General features: G+C 70.6%; 11 protein-coding genes. 4 read left to right on the plus strand and 7 right to left on the minus strand.

Annotated elements, in window-relative coordinates:
* Positions 1 to 10: 10 nt before the first annotated feature.
* From purL to purS, 3 genes are read right to left on the minus strand one after another with little or no spacing between them, the layout of a single operon-like run.
* Positions 11 to 2392 (minus strand): phosphoribosylformylglycinamidine synthase subunit PurL, encoded by a 2382-nt coding sequence (gene purL / locus DEJ21_RS13215; protein ID WP_258375059.1) that lies wholly within the window; start codon positions 2390 to 2392, stop codon positions 11 to 13.
* Between the two features lie 17 nt (positions 2393 to 2409).
* Complete coding sequence (purQ, locus tag DEJ21_RS13220) at positions 2410 to 3105, minus strand: phosphoribosylformylglycinamidine synthase subunit PurQ (protein ID WP_027465024.1); 696 nt, start codon at positions 3103 to 3105, stop codon at positions 2410 to 2412.
* A gap of 5 nt (positions 3106 to 3110) precedes the next feature.
* Positions 3111 to 3362, minus strand: coding sequence for a phosphoribosylformylglycinamidine synthase subunit PurS (gene purS, locus DEJ21_RS13225; protein ID WP_017886272.1), 252 nt, complete (start codon positions 3360 to 3362; stop codon positions 3111 to 3113).
* A 178-nt stretch (positions 3363 to 3540) separates the two neighbouring features.
* On the opposite strand from purS, the gene DEJ21_RS13230 reads away from it, so the two are divergent.
* Together DEJ21_RS13230 and DEJ21_RS13235 are read left to right on the plus strand one after the other, a co-directional pair.
* Positions 3541 to 4149: a PadR family transcriptional regulator gene (locus DEJ21_RS13230; RefSeq protein WP_181435886.1), complete on the plus strand. Its 609-nt coding sequence runs from the start codon at positions 3541 to 3543 to the stop codon at positions 4147 to 4149.
* Positions 4146 to 5690: a DHA2 family efflux MFS transporter permease subunit gene (locus DEJ21_RS13235; protein WP_111091897.1), complete on the plus strand. Its 1545-nt coding sequence runs from the start codon at positions 4146 to 4148 to the stop codon at positions 5688 to 5690. The genes DEJ21_RS13230 and DEJ21_RS13235 overlap by 4 nt, the downstream gene beginning before the upstream one ends.
* A gap of 108 nt (positions 5691 to 5798) precedes the next feature.
* Here DEJ21_RS13235 and DEJ21_RS13240 read toward each other — a convergent pair whose 3' ends face one another.
* Positions 5799 to 6620 (minus strand): cytochrome c oxidase assembly protein, encoded by an 822-nt coding sequence (locus DEJ21_RS13240; RefSeq protein ID WP_111224882.1) that lies wholly within the window; start codon positions 6618 to 6620, stop codon positions 5799 to 5801.
* Between the two features lie 166 nt (positions 6621 to 6786).
* Positions 6787 to 8100, minus strand: coding sequence for an acyltransferase (locus DEJ21_RS13245; RefSeq protein WP_111224883.1), 1314 nt, complete (start codon positions 8098 to 8100; stop codon positions 6787 to 6789).
* Positions 8101 to 8269: 169 nt separating this feature from the next.
* Here DEJ21_RS13245 and DEJ21_RS13250 point away from each other — a divergent pair, with 169 nt between their 5' ends.
* Positions 8270 to 8776: a Fur family transcriptional regulator gene (locus DEJ21_RS13250; protein WP_258375060.1), complete on the plus strand. Its 507-nt coding sequence runs from the start codon at positions 8270 to 8272 to the stop codon at positions 8774 to 8776.
* 95 nt (positions 8777 to 8871) lie between these two features.
* Complete coding sequence (locus tag DEJ21_RS13255; protein WP_035808050.1) at positions 8872 to 10389, plus strand: catalase; 1518 nt, start codon at positions 8872 to 8874, stop codon at positions 10387 to 10389.
* Between the two features lie 76 nt (positions 10390 to 10465).
* On the opposite strand, the gene DEJ21_RS13260 is transcribed toward DEJ21_RS13255, so the two are convergent.
* Complete coding sequence (locus DEJ21_RS13260) at positions 10466 to 11032, minus strand: GNAT family N-acetyltransferase (RefSeq protein WP_181435887.1); 567 nt, start codon at positions 11030 to 11032, stop codon at positions 10466 to 10468.
* 110 nt (positions 11033 to 11142) lie between these two features.
* Positions 11143 to 12012 carry a VOC family protein gene (locus DEJ21_RS13265; RefSeq protein ID WP_071405849.1) on the minus strand — a complete coding sequence of 290 codons (870 nt, stop codon included), beginning with the start codon at positions 12010 to 12012 and terminating at the stop codon, positions 11143 to 11145.
* Positions 12013 to 12065 lie beyond the last annotated feature (53 nt).

Here is a 12065-nt window from a genome sequence, read left to right on the forward strand (position 1 = left end):
CGACCCGGGCCTAGGAGTCGGTACGCGGCGAGAAGGCACCGTCGGAGTCGAGCGGCCCGCGGCCGACGTACCCCTCGGTGACGTCCTCGACGATCACGTCGCCGAAGCGGGCCGGCAGCGTCGCGGCGTGGGTGCCGCGCAGCTCGTCGACCGTGGCCTCGAACGCACCCTGGACCTCGAGCGTGCTCGACGTCGCGTCGGTCACGCCGATGCGCAGCACCGGGAAGCCCCGGCCGTCGCACATGCCCTGGAACCGCACGTCGTCCTCGCGGCGGACGGTCACGATGACGCGGCCGGTCGACTCGGAGAACAGCGCGGTCGCGGTGTCGATGCCGTCGCGGGTCTCGAGCTCGTCGAGGACCACGCGGGCGCCGATGCCGAAGCGGAGCACCGACTCGGCGAGCGACTGGCCGAGGCCGCCGTCCGCCAGGTCGTGCGCGCTGGTGAGCAGCTGCTCGCCGGACGCCGCGTACAGCAGCTCGGCGAGGGCCTTCTCGCGCTCGAGGTCGACCGCCGGCGGACGCCCGCCGAGGTGCCCGTGCACGGTGCCGGCCCACGCGGAGCCGTCGAGCTCGAGGCTCGTGGTGCCGAGCAGGTAGATGTTGTGGCCGTCGTCCTGCCACCCGGACGGCACGCGCTTGGCGACGTCGTCGATGATCCCGAGCACGCCGACGACGGGCGTCGGGTGGATGGGGGTCGAGCCGGTCTGGTTGTAGAACGACACGTTGCCGCCGGTGACCGGGATGCCGAGCTCCATGCAGCCGTCGGCCAGACCCTCGACTGCCTCGGAGAACTGCCACATGACCTCGGGGTTCTCGGGGGAGCCGAAGTTCAGGCAGTCGGTGACGGCGGCGGGGACGGCACCGGTGACGGCGACGTTGCGGTAGGCCTCGGCCAGGGCCAGGCGTGCACCCTGCTTCGGGTCGAGCTGGCAGTACCGGCCGTTCGCGTCGGTGGCGATGGCGACCCCGAGCCCGGTTTCCTCGTCGACGCGGATCATGCCGCCGTCGTCGGGGAAGGACAGCGCGGTGTTGCCGAGCACATAGGTGTCGTACTGGTTCGTGACCCAGTTCTTCGACGCCAGGTTCGGCGAACCGAGCAGGCTGAGGAACTGTGCCTTCAGCGCGGGGCCGTCGGCCGGGCGGTCGAGCGAGGCAGCGGTGTCGGCCTGCAGCGCGTCGATCCAGGTCGGGTAGGCGACCGGGCGGTCGTAGACCGGGCCGTCGACGGCGACGGTGCGCGGGTCGACGTTCACGATCTCCTGGCCCTGCCAGTCGATGACGAGTCGGCCGGTGCCGGTGACCTCGCCGAGCACGCTGGTCTCGACCTCCCACTTGCCGACGACGCTGAGGAACTCGTCGAGCTTGTCGGGGCGGACGACCGCCATCATGCGCTCCTGGCTCTCCGACATCAGGATCTCTTCGGCGGTGAGCGTGGGGTCGCGGAGCAGGACGTCGTCGAGCGAGATGTGCATGCCGCCGTCACCGTTGCTCGCGAGCTCCGAGGTGGCGCAGGAGATGCCCGCGGCGCCGAGGTCCTGGATGCCCTCGACCAGGTCCTTCTGGAACAGCTCGAGGCAGCACTCGATCAGGACCTTCTCGGCGAAGGGGTCGCCGACCTGCACGGCCGGGCGCTTGGTCGGGCCGCCCTCGGTGAAGGTGTCGGACGCCAGGATCGACGCGCCGCCGATGCCGTCGCCACCGGTGCGGGCACCGAACAGGACGACCTTGTTGCCGGCACCGGACGCGTTCGCCAGGTGCAGGTCCTCGTGGCGGAGCACGCCGACCGCGAGGGCGTTGACCAGCGGGTTGCCCTGGTACACCGGGTCGAAGTAGGTCTCGCCGCCGATGTTCGGCAGGCCGAGGCAGTTGCCGTAGAACGAGATGCCACCGACGACGCCGTGCACGACGCGTGCGGTGTCCTCGTGGTCGATCGCGCCGAAGCGGAGCTGGTCCATCACGGCGACGGGGCGGGCGCCCATCGAGATGATGTCGCGGACGATGCCGCCGACACCGGTGGCCGCGCCCTGGTACGGCTCGACGTAGGACGGGTGGTTGTGCGACTCGACCTTGAAGGTCACCGCCCAGCCGTTGCCGACGTCGACGACACCGGCGTTCTCGCCCATGCCGACCATCAGGTTCTTCGTCATCTCCGGCGTGACCTTCTTGCCGAACTGACGCAGGTAGTTCTTCGAGGACTTGTAGGAGCAGTGCTCGCTCCACATCACCGAGTACATCGCCAGCTCACCCGACGTGGGGCGGCGGCCGAGGATCTCCTTGATGCGGGCGTACTCGTCCGGCTTCAGGCCGAGCGCGTCGTACGGCTGCTCCTTGTCGGGGGTGGCTGCCGCGTCCTGCACGGTGTCGGGCTTCGGGCGAACGGAGGTCGTCACGGTGTCGTTGTTCCCTGTCACTTGACGAGCGCGTGCTCGATCACGGAGGTGAAGAAGGTCAGGCCGTCGGTGCCCGAGGCCATCGCAGCGGGGGTGTCCGGGCCGAACCCGGCCTCGGTCGCGTGCTCGGGGTGCGGCATCAGGCCGACGACGTTGCCGCGTTCGTTCGAGACGCCGGCGATGTCGTCGATGGAGCCGTTCGGGTTCACGCCGACGTAGCGGAACACGACCTGGCCGTTGTCCTCGATGCGCTTGATGGTGTCGGCGTCCGCGACGAAGCGGCCGTCGGCGTTCTTCAGCGGGATGGTGATCTCCTGCTGAGCGCTGAAGCCGGAGGTCCAGGCGGTCGCGGTGGTCTCGACGCGGAGCTTCTGGTCGCGGCGGATGAACTGCTGGTGCGCGTTGCGGGTGTGTGCACCGGGGACCAGACGGGCCTCGGCCAGCATCTGGAACCCGTTGCAGATGCCGAGCACGGGCATGCCCTTGCCGGCGGCGTCGATGACCTCGGCCATGATCGGGGCCTTCGCTGCGATCGCGCCGGCACGCAGGTAGTCGCCGTACGAGAACCCACCGGGCAGCACGATGGCGTCGACGCCCTGCAGGTCGTGGTCGCCGTGCCAGAGGGCGACGGGGTCGGCACCGGCGAGACGGACGGCGCGCTGGGCGTCGCGGTCGTCGAGCGAGCCGGGGAACGTGATGACGCCGATGCGCATCCGGGTCACTGGCCTTCGACGGTCACGGACACGACGTCCTCGATGACCGCGTTCGAGAAGACGTCGGCTGCGATGTCACGGACCTCGGCGAGCTTGGCGTCGTCGACGGGGCCGTCGACGGTCACCTCGAAGCGCTTGCCGATGCGGACGTTGGTCAGGTCGGCCTTGCCGAGGCGGGCCAGGGCGTTGCCCACGGCCTTCCCCTGGGGGTCGAGGATCTCGGCCTTGGGCATGACCTCGACGACGATCGTTGGCACGTGTTCTCTCCAGCACTTCAGGGGTGGGGGGACGCGACCAGTCTACGGGGCGCGCGCGACACGCCGGGACGGCCACGGGCCTCCAGACCGGCCCTTCCTGTGCGGTTGTTCATGTCTGTTCCAACGCGTATATTCCACTTCGAATAGTCAACAACGAACAAGCGGACTGGAGGCACGTGTGCCGTCGCTCACGCCACTCGCGTTCGCCGCGCTCGGGCTCCTGGCCGAGGGGCCGACGCATCCCTACGAGATGTTCCAGACGATGACGCACCGACGGGACGGTCGGAACGTCAAGGTCCGGCCCGGCACCCTGTACCACCAGGTCGGCCGCCTGGTGGAGCTCGGCCTCGCCGAGATCGTGGGGACCGACCGGGCAGGCAACCGTCCGGAACGCACCACCTACGCCATCACGGACGACGGGTGGACGGCCCTGCACGACGGGCTCGTCCGGCTGATCGCCGAACCGGCCGAGGAGTACCCCGTCTTCCACCTGGCCGTCGCCGAGATCGAGAACCTGTCGGTCGACGAGGCCGAGTCCGCACTCCGGGCGCGGGTCACCGCAATCCAGGCCCAGCGCGACGAGGCGGACGAGATCCTCGGGATCGTCCGAGCGAAGGACCTGCCCGAGCGGTACTGGCTCGACGTGTCGTACGTGCGTGCCATGCTCACGACGCAGATCGAGTGGCTCGCCGCCACGGCCGACCGGATCGCCGCCGGCCACATCTCCTGGGACGCCTCCGTCGCGTCCGCAGACACCACCACGAACAGCAAGGAAACCACTCGATGACCACCGTCACGCCTCCGCGGACGACCGAGAAGAAGCCGTGGCCTGCCCTGTGGGCACTCGTCGTCGGGTTCTTCATGATCCTCGTCGACTCGACCATCGTGTCGGTCGCCACCCCCACCATCGCGCAGGAGCTCGACGCGGACATCAACTCCGTGATCTGGGTGACGAGCGCCTACCTGCTCGCCTACGCCGTGCCGCTGCTCATCACCGGCCGGCTCGGTGACCGCTTCGGCCCGAAGGTCATGTACCAGATCGGCCTCGTGGTCTTCACGCTCGCCAGCCTGTGGTGCGGCCTGGCCGGCTCGATCGAGGTGCTGATCGTCGCCCGCGTCGTGCAGGGTCTCGGTGCCGCGATGATGAGCCCGCAGACCATGTCGGTCATCACGCGCATCTTCCCGCCGCAGAACCGCGGCGCGGCCATGGGCCTCTGGGGCGCCGTCGCCGGTGTCGCGTCGCTCGTCGGCCCGATCGTGGGCGGCCTGCTCGTCGACGGCTTCGGCTGGGAGTGGATCTTCTTCGTGAACGTCCCCGTCGGTGTCGTCGCGTTCGTGCTCGCGCAGCGCTTCGTGCCGTCGTTCGAGCGGCACGGACACCGCTTCGACTACCTCGGCATCTTCCTGTCGGCAGCGGGCCTGTTCCTGCTCGTCTTCGGCATCCAGGAGGGCGAGACCTACGACTGGGGCGTCATCGCCGGCCCGATCTCGGTGTGGTCGCTCATCATCGTCGGCCTCGTGGTGCTGGCCGGCTTCGTCGTCTGGCAGGGCGTGCAGAAGGGCGAGCCGCTGCTGCCGCTCGGCCTGTTCAAGGACCGCAACTTCACGCTGGCCAACGTCGCCATCACGGCCGTCGGTGTCGCGATCGCCTCGTTCGCGCTGCCGATCATGCTGTGGGCCCAGGACGTCCTGCGCTTCTCGCCGACCCAGGCCGCACTGCTCCTCGTGCCGCAGGCCGTGCTGTCCGCCGCACTCGCGCCGATCGTCGGCAAGAACCTGAACCGCTGGAACCCGCGCTGGGTCGCCTCGTTCGGGCTCGCCTGCTTCTCGGTCGGCCTGTTCTGGTTCGGCGCCCTGCTGTCGAGCGGTGCCGAGTGGGGCTGGGTGCTCCTGCCGAGCGCGCTCCTCGGTCTCGCCAACGCCTGCATGTGGGGACCGCTGTCCGTCTCGGCGACGCGCAACCTGCCGCCGAAGCTGGCCGGTGCCGGCTCGGGCGTCTACAACACCACCCGCCAGATCGGTGCGGTGCTCGGTTCCGCCGGCATCGCCGCCCTGATGGAGGCCCGGATCACCGCGAACTTCCCGGCGTCGTCCGGTGGGGCCTCGGCCGGTGGTGCCGAGCAGCAGGTCGGCGCGCTGCCGGGCTTCCTGCTCGAGCCGTTCTCCAAGGCCATGGGTGAGTCGCTCTACCTGCCGGCGATCGTGCTGATCGTGGCCATCGTCGCCGCACTGTTCCTGGCGAAGCCGAAGCAGACCGTCGCGTGGCAGCAGACCGGCTCGGTCACCACGCAGCCCGACGCCGAGCCCGCGGGGGCCCCGTCGAAGTAGGGCACGAGCGCGCTTCGTGAGCAGGAATGGTCGGGTCGCCTTCGGGCACCCGACCATTGCTGCTCACGAAGTGCTGCGCAGCGTGCGCCCGACGCGCACCCCCGCCCGTCAACTGCGGCGCTGCAGGTGCGCTCGGGTGAGCTCGTCCATCTGTTCGTCGGTCAGGGCGTCGACGGCCCGGGCCTCGCGGCGGTCGGTCCGCTGCCACCGGATGAACAGGGCGACGAGCACGGGGATGTCCGCCACCTCGGCGATGAACCACAGCAGGTCGCCCGCCAGGTGCTGGTCCTGCAGTGGCGCCGGGTACCAGGCCCGTCCGACCACCGGCGTGAGTGAGCCGTCGAGCACGTGGTTCGTGATCCGCAGCACGATGCCCGGCACCGCGTCGACGACGAGCTCGACGAACGCGAGCAGGAACTCGGCCGTGGCGAACGTCGACGAGACGAGCACGCCGACCTCGGACAGTGGTGCGAGCAGGCCGAACCCGAGTGCCGGCACGGTGACGGTGATGACGGCGGCCCAGGCGGGTGACTCCCGGATCACCGCCGAGAACGGGGTGAGCAGGACGGCGAACAGCGCGAGCGCGACCAGCGGGGCGACGATCGCGTTGCCGAGCAGGCGCACCGGTCGTGACCCCATGACCGCGTCGGCGACCTGCGCGAGGCGAGCCGGGCCTCCGATCCGGAGCAGTGCGACGGGCGCACCGAGCGCGGCGAAGGTGGGGACCGCGAAGAACAGCAGGGCGGCCCGCAGCACGAATGCCCAGCGCAACCGCTCGTCGGCGACGCCGACGATGCCGAACTGCAGGACACCGAACAGCACGAGCGCCGTGGCGAAGGCGAGCGTGCGCCACCACGGCCACCGGGCACCCCGTCGAGCCGCGCCGACGATCCACCGGCCGTAGGCGACCGCGGCGACGACGAGGAGCACCGCCGCCAGGGGGTCGAACCGCCAGGTGCTCCAGAACTCGGGTGTCGACGGCGTGGGGAGCCTCCTGGGGATCAGGCGGACTCGTCCTTCGCGCCGCCGGAACCATCCTCCGTCCGTTCGACGTCCGCCGGGGGGCCGTCGTGGCCCCGCGACGGTGAGAACCGGTTCAGATCCGGGCGACCCCGGGTGCCGGGACGGTCCGCGACAGCAGCCAGACGCCCACCGGCACGGCCACCGCACCGACGAGTGCGACGGCGAACGACAGGTGCAGCTGCATCACGAGGAACGCCGGACCGATCGTGCAGAGGGCGGCGACCGCGACGACCGGCCAGGACGGACGGTCGGCCGACGGCAGCAGCCGGGGGAGCGGCCGGTCGAACCAGCGCAGGGCCCGGGCCACCCCGATCGCGACGGCGAGCACCACCACGAGTGCGACGATGCGCGACGCCCACCACGGACCGGAGCCCGGCGCCGGGAACGGCACGCCGACGAGCAGGGCGATGCCGTTCAGTGCGATGAACAGCGGCAGGTGCCACAGGTAGATGGTCATGCCGTCGCGGCCGAGCACGAACACGGCCCCGAGTGCGGCCCGCGTGCGCATCAGCCGGGTGAGCGGCGCGTGCACGAGCTGGACCAGGCAGGCCTGCGCGATCGCCAGGAACGCCAGCGGGAGCATCGGCGGGTTGAGGTCCTGCAGCATGTCGGGTGCCCAGAGCCCCACCGAGGTCATCGGCACGAGCACGGCGTACGCGACGACGGCGATGCCGAGCAGGAGCACCTTCGACCGTCGAGCGAACCAGCCGTCGGCCCAGAGGAAGCCGAGCTGCTGCGCGAAGAGCCACACCGGTCCGAGGTTGAGCAGCCCGACCTCGGCGACCCCGGTGGCCAGGCGGACGGCGTCGACCGCCCCGGCGAGCACGAGCAGCACGGCGAGGGTGGCCCACGGCGCTCGCTCGTGCAGGCGCATCATCACGGGGACGCAGCACTGGGTGATGCCGTAGGCGGCGAGGAACCAGAGCGGTGAACCGATGCCGAACGCGACCTCGGCCAGGAGCTCCGGCGGCGTCCCAGCGGCCGTGGCGACCCCGAGCCCGAGCGCGAGGAACACGAACAGCGGCACCGCGGGCCGGAACAGCCGCACCAGGCGGGTGGCCAGGTAGTCGCGGGCGGGGCTCGGCGCACCACGGGCGACGGTGCTGCGCCAGCCGACGGCACTCGCGAACCCGCCGACCACGAAGAACAGCGGCATCACCTGCCCGACCCAGGTGGCGGCGACGTACCAGGGGAGTTCCTGCAGCGGGCTCGTCACCCGCACCCCCTGGTCATCGGCGGCGACGCCGACCATCGTGACGTGCACGATGACGACGAGGACGACGCAGGCCGTCCGGATGAGGTCGACGACCAGGTCCCGCTTCGCGATGATCCCCCGGACGTCCGCGGTGCTGTTCGCCTGTTCAGGCAGACCCTGGCTCGTGGACATGTCCGGACGTTAGCGTGCGGAACGGTCGGTCCAGTGTCGTCCCAGCTGATCGCGACCGGATCGTGACACTTCGTATTCCGGTGGCGGCATGCGTCCCCTCGCTGGTCGGCAGCAGAAGCTCGTGTACAGTGAACGCGTTGTCTTGATTCCTGCAAAAGAAAGGCTCAGCATGGATGCCGACGCCGATCTGCTCCGTTCCTCGGGGCTCCGGGTCACGACCCCACGTCTCGCGGTGCTCCGAGCGACCGGCTCGATGCCGCACGCCACCGCGGACGACATCGTCACCGCGCTCGCCGTGGCGCTGCCGACCACCAGTCACCAGGCCGTCTACGGCGTGCTGAACGCCCTGACCGGCGTCGGGCTCGTCCGCCGGATCGAACCGGCCGGCAGCCCCGCGCGGTACGAGCGGCGCACCGGTGACAACCACCACCACATCGTCTGCACCCTGTGTGGCGCGATCGAGGACGTCGACTGTGCGGTCGGCCACTCGCCCTGTCTGACACCGTCCGAGACCCACGGCTTCGCGGTCACCACCGCCGAGGTCACCTACTGGGGCATCTGCGAACGCTGCGCAGCGGCAGAGCGCGACGACGCGGAACACGACGACGCAGAGCGCGATCACCCAGACGCGCCCGGCGCGAACGCGCAGGCCCCCGGCGCCCCCACGCCCGCCTGACGGCGACCGCCCACCGCACCGGCCGCGCGACGCGCCGGACCCCGAACCACCCGAGCACCCCTGACCGAACCAACGTCCCACCTCCAGGAGGAACCGTGTCCGACCAGAACACGCCGACCGGCACCCCGACCACCACGACCAACAGCGGCGCACCCGTCTCGAGCGACGAGCACTCGATGGGCGTCGGGGCCGACGGCCCCCTCGCGCTCCACGACCACTACCTGGTCGAGAAGCTCGCCCAGTTCAACCGCGAGCGCGTCCCGGAGCGGGTCGTGCACGCCAAGGGCGGCGGCGCCTTCGGTACCTTCACCGTCACGCAGGACGTCTCCCGCTTCACCCGTGCCGCGTTCCTGCAGCCGGGCAAGCAGACCGAGATGCTGGCCCGCTTCTCCTCCGTCGCTGGTGAGCAGGGCTCCCCGGACACCTGGCGCGACCCCCGCGGCTTCGCGCTGAAGTTCTACACCGAAGAGGGCAACTACGACCTCGTCGGCAACAACACCCCGGTGTTCTTCATCCGTGACGGCATCAAGTTCCCCGACTTCATCCGCTCGCAGAAGCGCCTGCCGGGTTCGCACCTGCGCGACCACGACATGCAGTGGGACTTCTGGACCCTGTCGCCCGAGTCGGCGCACCAGGTCACGTGGCTGATGGGCGACCGCGGCCTGCCCGCGAGCTGGCGCGAGATGGACGGCTTCGGCTCGCACACCTACCAGTGGATCAACGCCGAGGGCGAGCGCTTCTGGGTGAAGTACCACTTCATCACCGAGCAGGGCCACAAGACCCTGACGCAGGAGGACGCCGACCGCATCGCCGGTGAGGACGCGGACTTCCACATCCGTGACCTGCACGCCGCGATCGAGCGTCAGGACTTCCCGCGCTGGACCCTCAAGGTGCAGGTCATGCCCTACGAGGACGCCGCGACCTACCGCTTCAACCCGTTCGACCTGACGAAGGTGTGGCCGCACGCGGACTACCCGCTCATCGAGGTCGGCACGATGGAGCTCAACCGCAACCCGGAGAACTACTTCGCGCAGATCGAGCAGGCGACCTTCGCCCCCTCGAACTTCGTGCCCGGCATCGCGGCGAGCCCCGACAAGATGCTCCTGGCGCGCATCTTCAGCTACGCGGACGCACACCGGTACCGCGTCGGCACGAACCACGCCCAGCTGCCGGTGAACGCCCCGAAGAACGAGGTCCACTCGTACTCGAAGGACGGCGGCATGCGCTTCGACTTCCAGAAGTCCGAGGTGCCGGTGTACGCGCCGAACTCGCTCGGTGGGGCGCACGCCGACCCGAACGCGACCGACGACGCCCCGGGCTGGGAGTCCGACGGTGCGCTGCAGCGTTCCGCCGCGACCCTGCACCCGGAGGACGACGACTTCGGCCAGGCCGGCACGCTCGTCCGCGAGGTCCTGGACGACGCCGCCCGTGAGCGCCTGGTCGGCAACATCGCCGGCCACGTCTCGAAGGTGACGCGCGACGACCTGCGTGAGCGCGTGTTCGCCTACTGGACGAACGTGGACGCCGACCTGGGTGCGCGCGTGCGCGCCGCGGTCGCGCCGAGCGCGCCGGGCTCCAACGAGGACCCGGAGAAGGTCGCGGTCGAGGCGTAAGCCCCGCTGCACGACCTGACGGACGGGAGGCCCGGTACCAGCTGGTACCGGGCCTCCCGTCCGTTGGTCGTTGCGTCTAGACCTGCTGGCCGTTCAGCCAGATCGGGCCGGCGGGCCAGTCCTCGAGCTGCGCTGCCACCGGCAGTGCCATCCAGCCGCCCTGCTCGGTGTTGCTGACGCCCGCGCCCTCGGCGGTGAACGCCGAGAAGGTGCCGACGGCCTCGGGGAACTCGTGCCAGCCGAGCTTCGCGTAGAAGGGGATCCGGTCCTCGCCGGCGCCGAGGAAGCCGAAGGGGACGCGGAGTCCCTCGAGGACCGCCGCGGTCCGGGTCATCAGCTCGCGGCCGACGCCGGTGCCCTGCAGTCGGGGCGACACGGCGACCAGGCCGGTGTCGCCGACCAGGACGTCTTCGCCGCCGACGGAGATGTACATGCGGCGGATGCCGACGTCGGCCAGGACGACCCCGTCGGCGTCGTGCGCGAGCACCCGGCGTTCCGGCTGCATGCCGGACCAGCTCCGGCCGCCCACGTACCAGTGCGACCAGTCGGGGAAGGCCTGCCCGAGCAGCGCTGCGATCGCTTCGTGGTCGGGGAGCGACAGCGTGCTCTCCTCGACCACCTCCCACCGGATGTCGTCAGTCACGGGTCCATCCTGCACGTCCGGCGGCCGGTGTGGGGAGGTTTCGCGCTGGGCGACACCTCGCGGGTCCGGGCGCGCGTGGGGTGTCGGTCAGCGCGAAGTGCCGCGACGCGTCAGCCGCGACCGGGCGTGGTCACCTCGATGCGGTTCGCCCAGGGGTCGTCGAACGCGACTGTCCGGCCGTCGTCGGCGAGCTCGACGCCGCCGTGCCGCATGCGTTCGGTCAGGGCGCCGAGGTCGTCGGCCGCGGGGACCTCGATGCGCACGAGCCCCAGGCCCAGTGCGAGCTGTCGACGCCCGGCGCCGCGGGAGTTCCACGTGTTCATGGCCATGTGGTGGTGGTACCCGCCGGCGCTGACGAACAGTGCCTCGCCGAAACCGGCGGTGGTCTCGAAGCCGAGGGTGTCGACGTAGAAGGAGCGCGCGGCGTCGACGTCGCCGACGGACAGGTGCACGTGGCCGACCTTGCCCGGGCGTGCCGCGGCGGTGTCCAGGGCGTCCTGCGTCAGGTGGGACTGCAGGAACGCGTTCGGGTCGACGTACTTCGTGTCCATGTCGACCATGCCGTGCGTCCACGACCACTCGGTGCGGTCGCGGTCCCAGTACAGCTCGACGCCGTTGCCCTCGGGGTCGGTGAAGTAGAACGCGTTGCTCACCAGGTGGTCGGCGCTGCCGGTGAAGCCCGCCGGGTACTGCGTGGCGACCGAGTACAGCGCGGCGGCCAGGTCGGCACGGGTGTCGAACAGGATCGCGGTGTGGAACAGCCCGGCCTCGCGGGGTCCGGCGTGCCGCATCGCGGGGGCGTGCTCGAGGACCACGATCGGCGTGCTGCCCCGGCCGAGCACGGCGACGCCGCCGTCGTGGGAGAGCAGCGACAGCCGCACGCCGTCGCGGTAGTACCGGATCATCGCGTCGAGGTCGGCGACGCGGAGCGTGACGGCGCCCATCCCGGTGTCGGCGGCGAGCAGTTCGTGCGTTTGCATGCACCTAGTGTGCGCCCGATTGGTTGACGCGTCAACCAATTCGATGACGCGTC

It is taken from the genome of Curtobacterium sp. MCSS17_006 (genome assembly GCF_003234215.1).
Classification (GTDB): Bacteria; Actinomycetota; Actinomycetes; order Actinomycetales; family Microbacteriaceae; genus Curtobacterium; species Curtobacterium flaccumfaciens.

What these genes read in the sequence shown, in the direction of transcription:
- purQ (WP_027465024.1), bottom strand. Translation starts at nt 3,105, where the DNA reads ATGCGCATCGGCGTCATCACGTTCCCCGGCTCGCTCGACGACCGCGAC.
- DEJ21_RS13235 (WP_111091897.1), top strand. Translation starts at nt 4,146, where the DNA reads ATGACCACCGTCACGCCTCCGCGGACGACCGAGAAGAAGCCGTGGCCT.
- DEJ21_RS13245 (WP_111224883.1), bottom strand. Translation starts at nt 8,100, where the DNA reads ATGTCCACGAGCCAGGGTCTGCCTGAACAGGCGAACAGCACCGCGGAC.
- DEJ21_RS13250 (WP_258375060.1), top strand. Translation starts at nt 8,270, where the DNA reads ATGGATGCCGACGCCGATCTGCTCCGTTCCTCGGGGCTCCGGGTCACG.
- DEJ21_RS13265 (WP_071405849.1), bottom strand. Translation starts at nt 12,012, where the DNA reads ATGCAAACGCACGAACTGCTCGCCGCCGACACCGGGATGGGCGCCGTC.